A 16,427-nucleotide genomic window follows, 5' to 3' on the forward strand; every position below is an offset into this window, starting at 1 on the left:
CGCACGATCTGGCTGATATTTCGAACTTTTTTTGTGACCGATGCGATCAGTAGGCCGTCGGGACCGCGAATTCAATACTCCGAGACGGTCATCGACCGATCAATTTCGAACAAATATTCAATTTCCTGGGCTATGCGGGATTCCCCGGGGTGTTCTGCGGATTCCGCGGCGCGCTCCCACTGTTCGACGTCCCCTGAGAGCGTGCCCGCTGCCAGCGGCTCAGCAACCCTTCGGGCACCTCTTCCGCGGTGAGCGCGAAGACGAGGTGGTCGCGCCAGGCTCCGTCGATGTGGAGATAACGCGGGCGCAGGCCCTCCTCGCGGAATCCGAGTTTCTCCACGACCCGGCGGCTCGGCCGGTTCTCGGGGCGAATGCAGACCTCGATGCGGTGCAGACCGACGGCGCGGAAACAGTGGTCCACCACGAGCGCGACGGCCGTCGGCATCACCCCGTGGCCGGCCACCGCCTCGTCGACCCAGTAGCCGACGTGCCCCGAGCACATCGAGCCCCAGGTGATTCCGGCGACCGTCAACTGTCCGACCAGCCGCCCCTGGTATTCGATGACGAACGGCAGCATCCGGCCCGAGTTCGCCTCGGAGCGCAGATGCCGGACCATCTGCCGGTAGGTCGGCCGGTGCGCTATCGGCCCGCTGGGCGTGGGCGGCGGAATGGTCGCCTCCCAGGGGCGCAGCCAGTCCCGGTTGCGCCGGTTCACCTCGCGCCAGGCCCGCTGGTCGCGCAGCCTTATCGGCCGGAGGACGATGTCGCCGTCCGCCAGCACGACGGGCCAGGATGGGCTGTTCAGCTCGCACCCCCGCTTCCGGGTCTGGGGTGGTCGCCGCCGCGGATCTGGTCCACGGCGTGGATCAGCAGGGGCTCCAGGACGGCGAGGCCGTCCTTCACCCCGCCGGTGGAACCCGGCAGATTGACGATCAGCGTCCGCCCCGCCACTCCGGCCAGGCCCCGGGACAGCGCCGCGGTCGGGACCTTCCCCATGCCGAACGCCCTGACGGCCTCCGCGATGCCCGGCACCTCGTAGTCGATCACCCTGCGCGTCGCCTCGGGCGTGCGGTCGGTCGGTGAGACACCGGTGCCGCCGGTGGTGACGATGGCGTCGTACCCCGCCTCGACACCGGCGCGCAGGGCCGCCTCCACGGGGTCACCGTCCGGGACGACCTGCGGTCCGTCCACGGCGAAGCCGAATCCGGCGAGGCCCTCGGCGATCAGCGGCCCGCCCTTGTCCTCGTAGATCCCGACGGCAGCCCTGTTGGAGGCGGTGACCACAAGGGCCCGGTATGTCATGCCCGGCTCCAATCGCCCGACTTGCCGCCCGTCTTCTCCTCCACCCGTACGTCCGTGATGACCGCCGTCTTGTCGACGGCCTTGATCATGTCAATCACGGTGAGCGCGGCGACCGACACCGCGGTGAGGGCCTCCATCTCGACGCCCGTACGGTCCGTGGTCTTCACGGTGGCCAGGATCTCGACGGCGTCGTCCGCGACCGACAGCTCCAGTTTCACACCGGAGACCGACAACGGGTGGCACAGGGGGATCAGGTCCGGGGTGCGCTTGGCGCCCATGATCCCGGCGATGCGCGCGGTGGCGAGCGCGTCTCCCTTGGGAACCCCTTCGCCGCGCAGCAGCTCGACCACGCGGGGCGAGACGAGGACGCGGCCGCTGGCACGGGCGGTGCGCGCGGTCACGTCCTTCCCGGACACGTCGACCATGCGGGCCGCGCCCGCCTCGTCGAGGTGCGTGAGTCGGTCCTGCACAGGGGATCCGGGGGTCTCCCCCCGGGAAGGCACAGTCATGGTGTGTGGTGCTCCCGGTCCCGGCCCGTCGCGGTGCGGCGCACGGGCCTGTTGTGCGCGACACGCTACCTCCATGTCGGCGTGCGCACCGGCGCGGGACCCCCGGGGCCGGGCTCAGTCCAGCAGGACGACCTCGACCTGTGTGCCGGGGTCGACGGATTCGACATCCTCGGGTACGACGATCAGCGCGTCGGCGTGGGCCAGGGCCGCGACCAGATGGGATCCGGTACCGCCCACGGGCGTGACCTCGCCCTCGGCGTGCGTCGCCCGCAGGAACTGTCTGCGCCCCTTCGGGGAGCTCAGCGCCTTGTCCGCCTTCAGGGTCGCCCTGAGCGTCGGCCGGTGGACGTCCTCGAGACCCATCAGGGCACGGATGGCGGGGCGGACGAACAGCTCGAAGGAGACGTACGACGACACGGGGTTGCCCGGCAGCGCGAGCAGGGGGGTGTGATCGGGACCGACGGAGCCGAAGCCCTGGGGCTTGCCCGGCTGCATGGCGAGCTTGCGGAACTCGACGCCGCCGCCCTCCTCGTCCTCGTCGCCGACGTGCGACAGAGCCTCCTTGACCACGTCGTACGCCCCCACGCTCACCCCGCCCGTGGTGACCAGCAGGTCGGCCCGGATGAGCTGGTCCTCGATGGTGGACCGCAGCGTCTCGGCGTCGTCGACGACGGCGCCCACCCGGTAGGCGATCGCACCCGCGTCCCGGGCGGCGGCGGTCAGGGCGAAGCTGTTGGAGTCGTAGATCTGGCCGCTGCCCAGCTCCTCTCCGGGCTGGACCAGTTCGCTGCCGGTGGACACCACGACCACGCGCGGCCGCGGGCGCACGCGCACCGTGCCGCGCCCGATCGCGGCGAGCAGCGCGATCTGCGGCGGTCCGAGAACCGTGCCGGCCTCCAGGGCGCGGTCGCCGGCCCTCACATCGCTGCCCACCGCGCGCACATGCGCGCGTGCCTCGGCCGGCCGGTACACGCGCACATGCCCGGTGGCCCCCTCGGGGACCAGACTGCGGGCGGGCATCCCGCTCACGGGCCCCTCGCCGAGGCCTCCGTCGGTCCACTCCACGGGGACGACGGCCTCGGCGCCGGGCGGCAGCGGGGCACCGGTCATGATGCGGGCCGCCTGGCCCGGACCTACCCGGGTCAGCTGGGCGGCACCCGCCGCTACGTCCCCGACGACCTCCAGGACGGCGGGAAACTCCTCGCTCGCGCCCGCGATGTCCGCGACCCGCACCGCGTACCCGTCCATGGAGCTGTTGTCGAACGGTGGCAGCGAGAGAGGCACCGTGACGTCGTCGACCAGGACGCAGCCCTGGGCGTCGAGCAGTTGCAGCTCGATGGGGTCGAGGGGGCGGACGGTGGCGAGGATGTCCTCCAGGTGCTCGTCCACCGACCACAGGTGGTCCTGCCCGGCGGGGCGGGTCGCGGCGCTGCTCAACGTTGCTGCATCTCCTCGGCTACGTAACTGCGAAGCCAGGTCCGGAAGTCCGGGCCCAGGTCTTCACGTTCGCATGCGAGTCTGACAATGGCACGCAGATAGTCGCCACGGTCACCGGTGTCATAGCGGCGGCCCTTGAAGACGACGCCGTGCACCGGGCCGCCGACCTTCTCGTCCTGCGCGAGCTGCTGGAGCGCGTCGGTGAGCTGGATCTCACCGCCGCGGCCGGGCTCGGTCTGTCGCAGTATCTCGAAGACGTGCGGGTCGAGGACGTAGCGGCCGATGACCGCGTAGTTCGACGGGGCGTCCGCCGGGTCCGGCTTCTCGACCAGGCCGCTCACCTTGACCACATCGCCGTCGGTGGTGCTCTCCACGGCCGCGCAGCCGTAGAGGTGGATCTGCTCGGGCGCGACCTCCATGAGCGCGATGACGCTGCCGCCGTGCTGCTCCTGGACCTCGATCATGCGCTGGAGCAGGGGGTCGCGCGGGTCGATCAGGTCGTCACCGAGCAGGACGGCGAAGGGCTCGTGCCCGACGTGCGGGGCGGCGCACAGGACGGCGTGACCGAGGCCCCTCGGGTCGCCCTGGCGCACGTAGTGCATGGTGGCGAGGTCGCTGGACTCCTGGACCTTGGCGAGCCGCTCGGCGTCGCCCTTCTTCTCCAGGGCCGACTCGAGCTCGTAGTTGCGGTCGAAGTGGTCCTCGAGGGGGCGCTTGTTGCGTCCCGTGATCATGAGCACGTCGTCGAGCCCCGCCGACACGGCCTCCTCCACCACGTACTGGATCGCGGGCTTGTCCACGACCGGCAGCATCTCCTTGGGAGTGGCCTTGGTGGCCGGCAGGAACCGGGTGCCGAGGCCTGCTGCGGGAATGACAGCCTTGCTGATCCTGGGGTGCGACTGAGTCATGACCGCAACCTTATCCGGTGGCTTTGCGGGGAATCCGCGGGTCCGGTCAATTAGCTCTCATATGAGCACATTAGGAAAGGCGCAAGAGCGACCAGTGGAACACGTCGGACGTGCGATGGATCCTGACAAGCGAATGTTGCGGCGAGAGTTCCTCGCGGTGAGGAACAGGTTGACGACGGATGTCGTCAGGGATGCGGGCACGGCGCTGGCCGAGCGCGCGCTGGAGCTGCCCGAGCTGAGGCGCGCGCGGACGGTGGCGGCATACGTCTCCGTGGAGAACGAACCCGGCACACTCGCGCTGCTGGACGCGCTGCACGCGCGCGGCGTGCGCGTGCTCCTCCCGGCGCTGCTGCCGGACAACGACCTGGACTGGGGCGCGTACGCCGGGGAGGGCTCCCTCGCGCGTGTCCAACACGGCGGAAAGATGGCGCTCTTCGAGCCCGCCGGCGAACGCCTGGGCCCGGACGCCGTGACGTCCGCCGACGTCGTCCTGCTGCCCGGGCTCGCGGTGGACGCGCGCGGGATGCGCCTGGGACGCGGCGGAGGGTCCTACGACCGCGTGCTGGCCCGTCTGGAGCGGGCGGACGCGCATCCCGCGCTCGTGGTGCTCCTGTACGACTCGGAGGTCGTCGAGAGCGTCCCCGAGGAGGCGCACGACCGGCCGGTGGACGCGGTGGTGACCCCGTCGGGCCTGCGCCGCTTCAAGGCCTCCTGACCGCTCGCCCGGGTGGTCCCCCTGATGCGAAGTGGCCCTCCACGCGCGCGTGGAGGGCCACTTCGGGGGATGTGCGGTCAGCGGCTCACGGCTTGAGGACGAGCGTGTCGCTCGTACTGGCGTCGACCGCCTTCGCCGAGAACGACCACGGCAGCAGCTCGCCCTTGGCCCACTTGCCGGTCTGGTCGGTGTAGTGGGCGCTGTACGCGTGCCCGGAGGCGCCGGTCAGGTTGATCCACTTGGACTTGTCGAGATCGGCGAGGTTGACCACCATCCGCATCGACGGCACCCACACGACGCCGTAGCCGCCGGCCGCGTTCCAGCCGGACGCATTGACCGTCGCCTCGCCGCCGCTGAGCCTCCAGGGGCCGCGGTTGAGGGCGTACTGCAGGATGCCCGGGCCCTCGGTGCCCAGGGTCTGGTTCTTCAGGAACAGACGGTGCAGCCGGCCCCAGCTCCAGGTGTCGATGTCCTTGCCGAGCTTGGCGGTCAGCTCCCAGCGGGCGTCGATCAGGGCGCGCTTGAACAGCTCGTCGCGGTTGTCGGCCTTGGGGCGGTCGCCCACTCCGGCCGGCGCCTTCCACCAGTCGCTGTCCGGCTTGTCCATGAGCTTGCGGACCACCTCGAACCAGCGGTCGCCGCCGTCCGGCTGCGCCTGGTCGGCGTCGCGCTCGCCGCACTCGCGCACCTTGGTGTCGTCGTCCACCGGGCCGGTGCTGTCGATCTTGTCCACCCACAGGCACTGGCCCTTGACCCGCAGCTCCTTGGGCATCTTGTTGCCGAAGGCGAGCTTGAGGATGTTGCGCCAGACGGCGTTGAAGTAGGCGGCCGCCGCGGAGTCGGCGTCCTGGGTGTAGTCCCAGCCCTCCAGCAGCTTCTGGGCGTCGCGCACGTCCTTGTCGGCGAGGTTGATCTTCAGCAGCTTGGGCACGAGCAGCTTGGCGATCTCGCTGCTGTTGTCCAGCTGCATCTGGCGCATGTCGTCGGTCGAGATCTTGCCGTCGCCCTTGATCTTCGACTCGATCAGATCGGTTATCCGCTGGCTGCGGGCGCCGTAGCCCCAGTCCGTGGTGAGCGTGTAGGGGTACTTGTCCTTGTCGACGACGGCCTGGTTGGCGGTGACGATGTAGCCGCGCGAGGGGTTGTACTCGTAGGGCAGTTCGTCCTGCTTGATGTAGCCGGTCCAGCGGTACTTGGAGTCCCAGCCAGGGACCGGGACCGAGCCGTCCTCGCCCTGCGCGCGCGTGGGGATCTTTCCGGGCAGCGTGTAGCCGATGTTGTCCTTGTCGGCGTAGATCAGGTTCTGCGAGGGCACGTCGAACAGCGCGGCCGCGGAGCGGAAGTCGTTCCAGTCTGCCGCCCGGTCCATGGCGAACACGGCGTCCATGGAGGTGCCCGGCTGCAGGGCCGTCCACTTCAGGGCGATGCCGTAGCCGTCGCCGCGGTCGGGAGCGGCGGTGTCGACGGTGGCCTTCCTGCCGACCTTGACGAGCTCGTCGTCGCGGTCGGACAGCAGCGGCATCCCGTCGGCGGTCCGGCGGACGACGATCTTCTTGGACTCGCCTCCGGCGACCTTGATCGTCTCCTCGCGGGAGGTGAAGGGCTTGACCTTGCCGTCGTACAGGTAGCCGTCGCCGCTGAGCTTCTCCAGGTAGAGGTCGGTGACGTCGACCTCGGAGTTGGTCATGCCCCACGCGATGTCCGCGTTGTGGCCGATTATGACGCCCGGCATACCGGCGAAGGTGTAGCCGGTGACGTCGTACTGGCACTTGGCGGAGACCGTGCGGCAGTGCAGGCCCATCTGGTACCAGACGGACGGCAGCGAGGCCGACAGGTGCGGGTCGTTGGCGAGCAGCGGATGCCCGGTGATGGTGTGACTCCCGGCGACGACCCAGGAGTTGGAGCCGATGCCCTGGCCGTTCACGCCGACCGCCGTGGGAACGTCGTCCAGGACCTTGTAGAGGCCCGCCAGCTGGCTCGTGAGGGCCGAACCCGCGGTCGACGAGTTCGAGGTACCGGTGGTGCCCGTCGTGCCCTGTGTGCCGCTCGTGGCGCCGCCCTGCCCGAACGTCTTGGTGGCCGCGTCGTACCGGCCCGTCTGGACGATCGACTTGTGGCGGTTGTACGGGTAGTCGGGATACAGGTCGGCGATCTGCTGGGGGCCGAGGCGGCTGGTCATCAGGGCGCGGTCGATCTCGTCCCGCATGTTGCCGCGCAGGTCCCAGGCCATCGCCTTCAGCCAGGAGACCGAGTCGACCGGGGTCCACTGCTCGGGCTTGTAGTCGTTGGAGAACCCGAGGGCGGCGTACTCCAGGGAGATGTCCTCGCCGTCCTTGCCCTCCAGGTAGGCGTTGACACCCTTGGCGTACGCCTGGAGGTACTTCTTCGTGGCGGCCGACAGCTTGGAGTCGTACTCCTGCTTGGCGATCTTGTCCCAGCCCAGGGTGCGCAGGAACTCGTCGTTGTCGACCTGGCTCTTGCCGAACATCTCCGACAGACGGCCGGAGGTCATGTGGCGGCGCACGTCCATCTCGTAGAACCGGTCCTGCGCCTGGACGAAGCCCTGCGCCATGAACAGGTCCTCGTCGGACGAGGCGTAGATCTGCGGGATGCCGTTGCCGTCCCGCTTCACGTCGACGGGACCCGTGAGGCCCGGGAGCGTGATCGAACCGGTGGTCTGCGGGAAGGAGGCGCGGACCGTGCTGATGGACCAGTACGCCCCGTAGGCGACGCCTCCGATGATGGCCAGCACCAGGACGAGCACGATGAGTCGGGCTTTGCGCCCCTTCTTCCTGCCGGACTTGCCGGGCTTGTCACCCGTTGAGGCGGTGGTGTTGGGGGGCATCGCTGTCCTTGCTGTCCTAACGCGAGCGGCGAGGCGGGCTGTCCTTTTGAATGAGCGCTGGAGCAACCATAGGCGCAGGGCCCCGTGCCACTTGACGCGGAGTCGGTGAACCAGCGCGCACGGACGTTCGATCTTGCCTCGCGGAGTGTCAAGAAAACGTCAAGAGTTAGGTAAGGTAACAAAGTACTTGGGTGCGGAATGCCGCAGCCTCGGGTCTTGTGTACGTGTGCCCGCGTGTCCCCCGCGCGCGGGGCAGCGAAGGGAACCGCCGCTGACTGTTCACCACCTCAACCAGCTCCTGCTCGTCTGCTCCCTCGTCCTGCTCGTCGCGGTCGCGGCGGTCCGGATCTCCTCGCGCAGCGGGCTCCCCAGCCTGCTCGTCTACCTGGGCATCGGCGTCCTCATGGGCCAGGACGGCATCGGGAACATCCAGTTCAGCAACGCCGAGCTGACCCAGCTCATCGGGTACGCGGCCCTGGTCGTGATCCTGGCCGAGGGCGGTCTCACCACGAAGTGGAAGGAGATCGAACCGGTCCTGCCGGCCGCCTCCACGCTGGCGCTGGTCGGGGTCGCGGTCAGTGTCGGGGTCACGGCCGCGGGCGCGCACTACCTGATCGGGCTGGGGTGGCGGCAGGCGCTGATCATCGGGGCGGTGGTGTCCTCGACGGACGCGGCGGCGGTGTTCTCCGTACTGCGCAGAATCCCCCTCCCCGCGCGCGTGGCGGGCACCCTGGAGGCGGAGTCCGGGTTCAACGACGCCCCCGTGGTCATCCTGGTCGTGGCCTTTTCCCAGACGGGCCCGGTCCAGCACTGGTACGTGCTGCTGGGCGAGATAGCTCTGGAGCTGGGCATCGGCATGGCCATCGGGCTCGCCGTGGGCTGGCTCGGCGCCTGGGGGCTGCGGCACGTGGCGCTGCCCGCCTCCGGCCTCTACCCGATCGCCGTGATGGCGATCGCGGTCACCGCGTACGCGGGCGGCGCGCTCGCGCACGGCAGCGGCTTCATCGCGGTCTATCTCGCCTCGATGGTGCTCGGCAACGCCAAGCTGCCGCACTGGCCCGCCACCCGCGGCTTCGCCGAGGGACTCGGCTGGATCGCCCAGATCGGCATGTTCGTCCTGCTCGGCCTGCTGGTCACCCCGCACGAGCTGGGCGACGACATCGTGCCCGCCCTCGTCATCGGCCTCGTGCTGACCATGGTGGCGCGCCCGCTGAGCGTGGTGCTGAGCCTGGTGCCGTTCCGGGTGCCGTGGCAGGAGCAGACCCTGATGTCATGGGCCGGCCTGCGCGGCGCCGTGCCCATCATCCTGGCGACCATCCCCATGGTGAACGGCGTCGACGCCAGCCACCGCATCTTCAACATCGTCTTCGTACTGGTCGTCGTCTACACCCTCGTCCAGGGGCCCACACTGCCCTGGCTCGCGGGCAAGCTGCGACTGGGTGACGGCCCCGAGGCCGCCGACCTCGGCATCGAGTCGGCGCCCCTGGAGCGGCTGCGCGGGCATCTGCTCTCCGTCGCGATCCCCGAGGGCTCACGGATGAACGGCGTCGAGGTCAACGAGCTGCGGCTGCCGGCCGGAGCGGCCGTCACCCTGGTCGTCCGCGAGGGAGAGTCGTTCGTGCCCCTGCCGACGACGGTGCTGCGGCACGGGGACGAACTGCTCGTGGTCGCCACGGACCCCGTCCGGGACGCCGCGGAGCGCCGGCTGCGCGCGGTCGCCCAGGGCGGCAAGCTGGCCGGATGGCTCGGCCTTGGCGGCAACGGGACGAGCTCCCGTTAAGGGCGTGTTTCATACGGTTCACACCACTGCCGATCCCAGGTGAACGCGCCTGATGGTGCTCGTTTTCACAGGTGTACGGCAAGTTGCCCCCTGTACGATGAAGGCACCCTGATCGAACCAACTCTGCCTGACGCAGAGCTGGCGCGACCGTATGGCGGCCGGAACGCTCTCCTCTGCACGTGGGCACCGGTATCTACCGCAGTTCCGCGCAAGAGGACAGCTCTCGGCGCACCCCGCACGGCGAACCAGCCGGACCAGGGGCCGCGCTACCAGGCGGCAGAAAGGCACGGCCGTGGCATCCACGGTCACCACCGAGCCGTCGCAGAACCCCGCGGCACCGTCCCGCCCGGGATACGGACAGCTGCTGCGCACCCGCGGCGCCTGGACGTTCCTGCTCCCCGGCTTCGCGGCGCGCCAGCCGTTCGCGATGCTCACCCTCTCCATCGTGCTGCTGGTGCAGCACACCACCGGGTCCTACGGCGCCGCGGGCGCGGCCGCGGCCGCCACCGGTGTCTCCATGGCACTGTTCGCGCCCTACAGCGGCCGCCTCGCCGACCGCTACGGCCAGCGTGCCGTCCTGGTCCCCGGCGTCCTCGTGCACACGCTGTCCGCCCTGACCCTGACGGCGCTCGCACTGGCCCACGCCCCCCTGTGGGCGCTGTTCGTCGCAGCCGTACCGACCGGCGCCTCGGTGCCGCAGATCGGCCCCATGGTGCGCGCCCGCTGGGGTGTGAAGCTCCAGGACTCACCCCTGATGGCCACCGCGGCCGCCTTCGAGTCCGTCACGGACGAACTCACCTTCGTCGTCGGCCCGCTGCTGGCGACCGCGCTGTGCACCGCCGTGGACCCGGCCGCCGGCCTGATCACGGAGGCCGCACTGACCCTGTTCGGCGGCCTGCTGTTCGCCGCGCGGAAGAGCACCCAGCCGCCGGTGACCGACGCCGGGCACGCGCGCGTGAAGCACGCCTCCGCGCTCCGCGTCCCCGGGGTGCGCGTACTGGTCGTGACCTTCCTGGGCATCGGGTCGGTCTTCGGCGGTATGCAGGTCGGCCTCGCCGCGTTCACCGAGTCGATCGGCGAGCCCGGCCTGAACGGCGTCCTGTACGGCACCTTCGCGGCGGGCAACATGCTCTCCGGGATCGCCTGCGGCGCGATCGCCTGGAAGGTCGCCCCGCAGCGGCGCCTCGTCCTCGGCTACACGGCCCTCGCGCTGACCGCCTCCGCCCTGTGGACCGCCCACTCGGCGCTCGTCCTCGCGGGCCTCGGCCTCCTGGTCGGCATGTGCATCGCACCCGCCCTGATCACCGGCTACACCCTGGTCGAGGCCCTGGTCCCGGCCGGCGCCCGCACCGAGGCCTTCACCTGGCTGACCGGCGCGGTCGCCCTGGGCCAGGCGGCCGCGGTCACCGTGGCCGGACAGCTGGAGGACCGCCTCTGGGACGGTGCCGGATTCCTGGTTCCGATGGCGGGTACGCTACTCGCCCTGGCGACCCTGGTGGCGCTGCGCTCGCTGCTCACCGCCCGGCCGCGGACCCGCACCGTCGCACGTGGCGTCGGTCACCGCGCACCGGTGACGGTGGACTGATCCGCGGGAATAGGTCACTATGGACCGTCGTTAGCACTCATCGAGTCAGAGTGCCAGGAGGAAGACAGTGCCGACCTACCAGTACCAGTGCACCGAGTGCGGCGAGGGCCTCGAGGCGGTGCAGAAGTTCACCGACGACGCCCTGACCGAGTGCCCCACCTGCGAGGGCCGCCTCAAGAAGGTGTTCTCCGCGGTCGGCATCGTCTTCAAGGGCTCCGGCTTCTACCGCAACGACAGCCGCGGCTCCTCGTCGAGCAGCAGCCCTGCGTCGAAGTCCTCGTCGAGCTCCTCCTCGTCGGCCTCGACGTCCTCGACCTCCTCGGCGTCCGACTCGAAGCCGTCGTCGAGCTCCGCCAGCAGCTCCGCCGCCTGAGACTCCTGCCCGCAGACCCTGCCGTCGCCCGACGGCAGGGTTTCGGCGTTCCCCGGGACCGGCTCCCCCGCGTTTACGCAGCCAGCTAATGTGCTCGTCATGGCGAACGCAGAGATCGGTGTGATCGGCGGATCGGGGTTCTACTCGTTCCTCGACGACGTGACCGAGGTCCAGGTGGACACCCCCTACGGCACACCCAGCGACTCCCTCTTCCTCGGCGAGATCGCCGGCCGACGGGTCGCCTTCCTGCCCCGGCACGGGCGCGGACACCATCTGCCGCCGCACCGCATCAACTACCGGGCCAACCTCTGGGCCCTGCGCTCCCTGGGCGTCCGCCAGGTCCTCGGGCCCTGCGCGGTCGGCGGTCTGCGCCCCGAGTACGGGCCGGGCACGCTGCTGGTGCCGGACCAGCTGGTGGACCGCACGAAGTCCCGGATGGGGACGTACTTCGACGGGCTGCCGCTGGCCGACGGCACCGTGCCGAACGTGGTGCACGTGTCCCTGGCCGACCCCTACTGCCCCACCGGGCGGGCCGCCGCGCTGAAGGCCGCCCGTGGCCGGGACTGGGAGCCCGTGGACGGCGGCGCGCTGGTCGTGGTCGAGGGGCCGCGCTTCTCCACCCGCGCCGAATCGCTCTGGCACCAGGCGCAGGGCTGGTCCGTGGTGGGCATGACCGGCCACCCGGAGGCGGCGCTCGCCCGTGAACTGGAGCTCTGCTACACGTCCTTGACGCTCGTCACCGACCTCGACGCCGGCGCCGAGACCGGCGAGGGAGTCTCGCACGAGGAGGTCCTGCGGGTGTTCGCGGCCAACGTGGACCGGATGCGGGGCGTCCTGTTCGACGCGGTGGCGGCACTGCCGGACAACGCGGCGCGGGACTGCCCGTGCGCGAACGCGCTCGGCGGGATGAATCCTGGGTTCGAGCTGCCGTGACGACGGGATCCGAGCTGCTGTGACCACGATCTGACCACGGTCGGGTGAGCGAGTTGTCCACAACCCGCCAGTAGCCCACCGGCTCCGGCGAGCTTCGGCGCGAGGCCTCATCGTGGTTTCGCAAGCCGATTCCTCGTCGCAGGTGGTGGTTCCCCGTGCCCGTCGCTCCCTCCCCGTCCTTCCGCTCCCCTTCTCCCCTTCCCTGTCCGCGCCCGCTGGGCACCGACGCTCCCGCCACGTGCGAGGTCCCGCACTTCGCGCCGGTGCGGGTGCGCGGCGGGAGGTATCGGCTGCAACGGCTCGTGCGGCATCGCCGACGAGCCGTGGCGGCGGGACTCGCCGTCACCGCGGCCGCACTCGTGGCCGCCGGACCGCGCACCGGGACGGACCGGGACCAGGGCGAGCGGGCACGCGGACATCCGGTGGCGGAGCCCGCACGACATCACCGAGCGGTGGCGATGGTCACCGCGCCCGTGCGGATCGCGGATGCCGCCACCGTCCGGCTGCTGCGGCCCGGCGACCGGGTCGACGTGATCGCCGCCGGGGATCCGGCCGTCGGCGGGGATGCCCGGGTGATCGCGCGCGGGGCGCGGGTGACGAGGCTCCCGGAGCCCCTGGACGGCGCCACGGAGAGCGGGGCGCTGGTCGTGCTCTCCGTGCCGCGTTCCACTGCGGCGCGTCTGGTCGGCGCGAGCGCCACGGCCCGGCTGGCGGTGACGCTGTGCTGACAGGATGCGAGCCAAGGGACTGGACAGGTCGGCGGCATCGTGCCGTAGGTTGCGGAGCGTTTCGTTCCACACTCTGTGCGCGCGAGGAGAGTCCCCGAGGTGAGCAAGAAGAAGGAACCGAGCATATGGGAGGGCTTCAAGGCCTTCCTGATGCGCGGCAACGTCGTCGATCTGGCGGTCGCGGTGGTCATCGGCGCGGCCTTCACGAACATCGTGAACTCGCTGGTGAAGGGCATCATCAACCCGTTGGTCGGGGCGATCGGCACACAGAACCTCGACAATTACAGGTCGTGCCTGAGCTCGTCGTGCCAGGGCACCCATGGCATCCAGTTGCTGTGGGGCTCCGTCCTCGGTGCCACGCTCAGCTTTGTGATCACCGCGACGGTGGTCTACTTCCTGATGGTCCTGCCGATGGCGAAGTACCTGGCCCGGGTGGAGGCCCGCCGCAAGGCCAGGGAAGGCACGCAGGAGATCGTCGAGGTGACGGAGCTGGAGGTGCTCCAGCAGATACGCGACGAGCTGATCGCCCAGCGCGGCGCCTCGGGCCGCGGCGAGCGGTAGCGGCGGCGGAGGTCTCGCCGGGGCGGGCTCAGAGGTGGTGGGGCGGCTTCTCGTCGAGGAACCGCTTCAGGTCGGCGGCGCTGTCACCGTCCCCGCGCTCGCCCCAGCCGCGGTCCGTGTCGTCCGAGGACTGCTGGTTCAGCGGGTCGTCGAAGACCAGCGCGGACTTCGGGTCGCGCGGCTCGGGGGCGGGGTCGTTGCTCATGCCACCAGGGTACGGGCCCGCATCCGTCTCCCCTCCCTTCGTCCCCCTGGCTCACATACCCCTGCCTTACGTCCCCCAGTCGGCTTGTGAAGCCATGCACAAGCTATCGGTGAGGTTTCATGCTGTGCTGGGAGGCATGACGTCGAGTTCCGCTTCGGCGCCCGCCTCCTCCCCGGGCGGGCAGCAGCCTCTTGAACCCCTGCGCCGGCTCACCGCACGCGGGCGCGACGAGGCACACCGTGTCGCCTCGCCGCTCGAGCTCTTCTTCGACCTGTGCTTCGTCGTGGCCATCGCGCAGGCCGGCGTCCAGCTCGTGCACTCCGTGGCCGGGGGGCACGCGGGCCACGGCATCCTGAACTACGCGCTGGTCTTCTTCGCCATCTGGTGGGCCTGGATGAACTTCACCTGGTTCGCCTCGGCGTACGACAACGACGACGTGCTGTACCGGGCCGTCACGCTGGTCCAGATCGCCGGCGTCCTCGTCCTGGCCGCCGGCGTCTCCCGGGCGTTCCAGGACCACAACTACCTGGTCGTGTTCCTCGGCTACGTCATCATGCGGCTGGCGATGGCCGCGCAGTGGCTCAGAGCCGCAAGATCGGCCCGGGGCGCGGAGAGAACCATGGCCCTGCGGTACGCCGGCGGGGTCCTGGCGTGCCAGGTGGGCTGGCTCGGCCTGGTGCTCCTGCCACAGCCCGCGCGTCCCTGGCTGTTCCTGGTCATGGTGATCGCGGAGCTGTGTGTGCCGGTGTACGCGGAGAGGGCCTGCCCCACGTCCTGGCACCCGCACCACATCGCCGAGCGGTACGGGCTGTTCACGATCATCGTGCTCGGCGAGACGATCGCCGCGGCCACGGTCGCCGTGAAGTCGGCCGTGGACGAGCACGACGCGCTGGGCGAGCTGCTGCCTATCGCGGCGGGCGGTCTGCTGATCGTCTTCTCCGCGTGGTGGATCTATTTCGCGGTGCCGATCCACGGACATCTGCGCTCCAACAAGCAGTCCTTCCTGTGGGGCTACGGCCACTACCTGATCTTCGCGTCGGCCGCCGCGATCGGCGCCGGTCTGGAGGTGGCGGTCGAGCAGGCGGTCGGCAAGGCGCACATCTCCGTCCTGTCCGCCTCGGCGGCCGTCACCCTGCCGACGGCGCTGTATCTGCTCACCGTCTGGGCGCTGCACTCACGCCATTTCAAGATCGGCACAGCCCAGCAGCTGGTGCTGCCGGTCACGGCGCTGCTGGTGATCTGCTGCACCTTCCTGGGCGACTGGGCGGTGCTCACGGCGAGCCTGGCGTCGGCGCTGGCCGTGGTGACGGGAGTGATCCTGACGGCGCGGACGGGCGCCCACGAGGGCGGGGCGAGGGCGACCGCGCCCGCCGCGTGAGCCCTCCTGACACGGCCCGGGCCGGTACAGACTGGCTGCCATGACAGTTGACGCATTGACGGACGTGGCCGGACTGCGCGTGGGGCACGCGACGCGCAGCGGCGACGGCTGGCTCACCGGCACCACGGTCGTCCTCGCTCCCGAGGGCGGGGCCGTCGCCGCGGTGGACGTACGCGGCGGTGGCCCCGGCACCAAGGAGACCGACGCCCTCGACCCGCGCAATGTGGTGCAGAAGGTCGAGGCGGTCGTGCTGACCGGCGGCAGCGCGTACGGGCTCGACGCGGCGTCCGGGGTGATGGCCTGGCTGGAGGAGCAGGGGCGCGGAGTCCCGGTCGGGCCCGACCCGGCGCATGTCGTCCCGGTGGTGCCCGCCGCCTGCGTCTTCGACCTCGGCCGGGGCGGGAACTTCCGGGCCAGGCCGGACGCGTCGATGGGCCGGGCGGCGGTCGAGGCGGCCGCGGCGAGCGCACCGGGCGCGCCGGTGCCCCAGGGGTGTGTGGGGGCCGGTACGGGCGCCGCGGTGCAGTGGCTGAAGGGCGGGGTCGGCAGCGCGAGCACCGTCCTGGACTCGGGGATCACGGTGGCCGCGCTGGTGGTCGCCAACGCCGTGGGATCGGCGCTGGATCCGGAAACGGGGGTGCTGTACGGGGAGTTGTTCCAGGGGCGGGTGGAGTATCCGGAGGCGCGGGTGCACGAGGCCGCACGCCGGCGCCTTGCCGAGGCCGCTGCCAAGAACACCCCTCCGGTGCTGAACACCACGCTCGCGGTGGTCGCCACCGACGCGGAACTCTCCAAGGCGCAGGCGCAGAAGGTGGCCGGCACCGCGCACGACGGCATCGCGCGCGCCGTGCGCCCGGTGCATCTGCTGAACGACGGCGACACCGTGTTCGCGCTGGCCACGGGAGCGCGCCCGCTCGACGCCGAGCGCCCGCTCGCGCTCAACGACATCCTCGCGGCCGGCGCGGATCTCGTGACGCGCGCGATCGTCCGCGCCGTACGCGCCGCCGGGTCGGTGGACGGGCCGGGCGGAACGTGGCCGTCGTACGGGGAGTTGTACGGCGCCCGGTAAACCCGGCCGCGGTCGTCCTCTGCCGGCCTCTCTCGTCCTCTGCTGTCCTCTGCCGTCCGCGGATTGTCCCGGTTCTGTCACGTGGTGGTGTTCAAGGGA

At 70.6% G+C, this 16,427-nt stretch carries 16 protein-coding genes; 9 read left to right on the forward strand and 7 right to left on the reverse strand.

Annotated elements, in window-relative coordinates; genetic code table 11:
* Positions 1-130 precede the first annotated feature (130 nt).
* The 5 genes from N8I87_RS16950 to galU all read right to left on the reverse strand — a co-directional run bounded on the left by N8I87_RS16950 (position 131) and on the right by galU (position 4,156).
* Entirely contained in the window at positions 131-781 is a 651-nt protein-coding gene (locus tag N8I87_RS16950; RefSeq protein ID WP_263209706.1) for a GNAT family N-acetyltransferase, read from the reverse strand.
* Between the two features lie 20 nt (positions 782-801).
* The gene (locus N8I87_RS16955; RefSeq protein ID WP_263209707.1) at positions 802-1,302 is read right to left on the reverse strand and encodes a MogA/MoaB family molybdenum cofactor biosynthesis protein; all 501 of its coding nucleotides are present in this window, start codon (positions 1,300-1,302) and stop codon (positions 802-804) included.
* Positions 1,299-1,811 (reverse strand): cyclic pyranopterin monophosphate synthase MoaC, encoded by a 513-nt coding sequence (gene moaC / locus N8I87_RS16960; RefSeq protein WP_263209709.1) that lies wholly within the window; start codon positions 1,809-1,811, stop codon positions 1,299-1,301. Before moaC ends, N8I87_RS16955 begins: the two co-directional genes overlap by 4 nt.
* A 114-nt stretch (positions 1,812-1,925) precedes the next feature.
* Positions 1,926-3,248, reverse strand: coding sequence for a molybdotransferase-like divisome protein Glp (gene glp, locus N8I87_RS16965; RefSeq protein WP_263209710.1), 1,323 nt, complete (start codon positions 3,246-3,248; stop codon positions 1,926-1,928).
* Positions 3,245-4,156, reverse strand: a complete 912-nt coding sequence (galU, locus tag N8I87_RS16970) for a UTP--glucose-1-phosphate uridylyltransferase GalU (protein ID WP_263209712.1) — start codon at positions 4,154-4,156, stop codon at positions 3,245-3,247. Before galU ends, glp begins: the two co-directional genes overlap by 4 nt.
* A gap of 133 nt (positions 4,157-4,289) precedes the next feature.
* On the opposite strand from galU, the gene N8I87_RS16975 reads away from it, so the two are divergent.
* A complete protein-coding gene (locus N8I87_RS16975) occupies positions 4,290-4,871 on the forward strand; it encodes a 5-formyltetrahydrofolate cyclo-ligase (protein ID WP_411577239.1) in 582 nt (193 codons plus the stop codon).
* 85 nt (positions 4,872-4,956) lie between these two features.
* On the opposite strand, the gene N8I87_RS16980 is transcribed toward N8I87_RS16975, so the two are convergent.
* On the reverse strand, positions 4,957-7,716 hold the full coding sequence (locus N8I87_RS16980) for a penicillin acylase family protein (RefSeq protein WP_263209716.1): 2,760 nt from the start codon (positions 7,714-7,716) through the stop codon (positions 4,957-4,959).
* Between the two features lie 226 nt (positions 7,717-7,942).
* Between N8I87_RS16980 and N8I87_RS16985 the strand changes: the two genes are divergently transcribed.
* From N8I87_RS16985 to mscL, 6 genes are all read left to right on the forward strand, one after another.
* The gene (locus N8I87_RS16985; RefSeq protein ID WP_263209718.1) at positions 7,943-9,496 is read left to right on the forward strand and encodes a potassium/proton antiporter; all 1,554 of its coding nucleotides are present in this window, start codon (positions 7,943-7,945) and stop codon (positions 9,494-9,496) included.
* Between the two features lie 292 nt (positions 9,497-9,788).
* Complete coding sequence (locus tag N8I87_RS16990; RefSeq protein WP_263209720.1) at positions 9,789-11,081, forward strand: MFS transporter; 1,293 nt, start codon at positions 9,789-9,791, stop codon at positions 11,079-11,081.
* 67 nt (positions 11,082-11,148) lie between these two features.
* Positions 11,149-11,454 (forward strand): FmdB family zinc ribbon protein, encoded by a 306-nt coding sequence (locus N8I87_RS16995; RefSeq protein WP_263209721.1) that lies wholly within the window; start codon positions 11,149-11,151, stop codon positions 11,452-11,454.
* Positions 11,455-11,553: 99 nt separating this feature from the next.
* The gene (locus N8I87_RS17000) at positions 11,554-12,387 is read left to right on the forward strand and encodes an S-methyl-5'-thioadenosine phosphorylase (protein WP_263209723.1); all 834 of its coding nucleotides are present in this window, start codon (positions 11,554-11,556) and stop codon (positions 12,385-12,387) included.
* 155 nt (positions 12,388-12,542) lie between these two features.
* Positions 12,543-13,115: a CpaB family protein gene (locus N8I87_RS17005; RefSeq protein WP_263209725.1), complete on the forward strand. Its 573-nt coding sequence runs from the start codon at positions 12,543-12,545 to the stop codon at positions 13,113-13,115.
* Between the two features lie 99 nt (positions 13,116-13,214).
* Positions 13,215-13,676: a large conductance mechanosensitive channel protein MscL gene (mscL, locus tag N8I87_RS17010; protein ID WP_263209727.1), complete on the forward strand. Its 462-nt coding sequence runs from the start codon at positions 13,215-13,217 to the stop codon at positions 13,674-13,676.
* 28 nt (positions 13,677-13,704) lie between these two features.
* Here the strand turns inward: mscL and N8I87_RS17015 are convergent, their stop codons facing one another.
* Positions 13,705-13,881, reverse strand: coding sequence for a hypothetical protein (locus tag N8I87_RS17015; RefSeq protein WP_263209729.1), 177 nt, complete (start codon positions 13,879-13,881; stop codon positions 13,705-13,707).
* A 136-nt stretch (positions 13,882-14,017) separates the two neighbouring features.
* Here N8I87_RS17015 and N8I87_RS17020 point away from each other — a divergent pair, with 136 nt between their 5' ends.
* The gene (locus N8I87_RS17020; protein ID WP_263209730.1) at positions 14,018-15,259 is read left to right on the forward strand and encodes a low temperature requirement protein A; all 1,242 of its coding nucleotides are present in this window, start codon (positions 14,018-14,020) and stop codon (positions 15,257-15,259) included.
* Positions 15,260-15,299: 40 nt separating this feature from the next.
* Positions 15,300-16,328 (forward strand): P1 family peptidase, encoded by a 1,029-nt coding sequence (locus N8I87_RS17025; RefSeq protein ID WP_263209732.1) that lies wholly within the window; start codon positions 15,300-15,302, stop codon positions 16,326-16,328.
* The last annotated feature ends 99 nt before the right edge of the window (positions 16,329-16,427 follow it).

Origin of the sequence: Streptomyces sp. HUAS 15-9, from assembly GCF_025642155.1 — a bacterium.
In the GTDB taxonomy this organism is placed as follows: domain Bacteria; phylum Actinomycetota; class Actinomycetes; order Streptomycetales; family Streptomycetaceae; genus Streptomyces.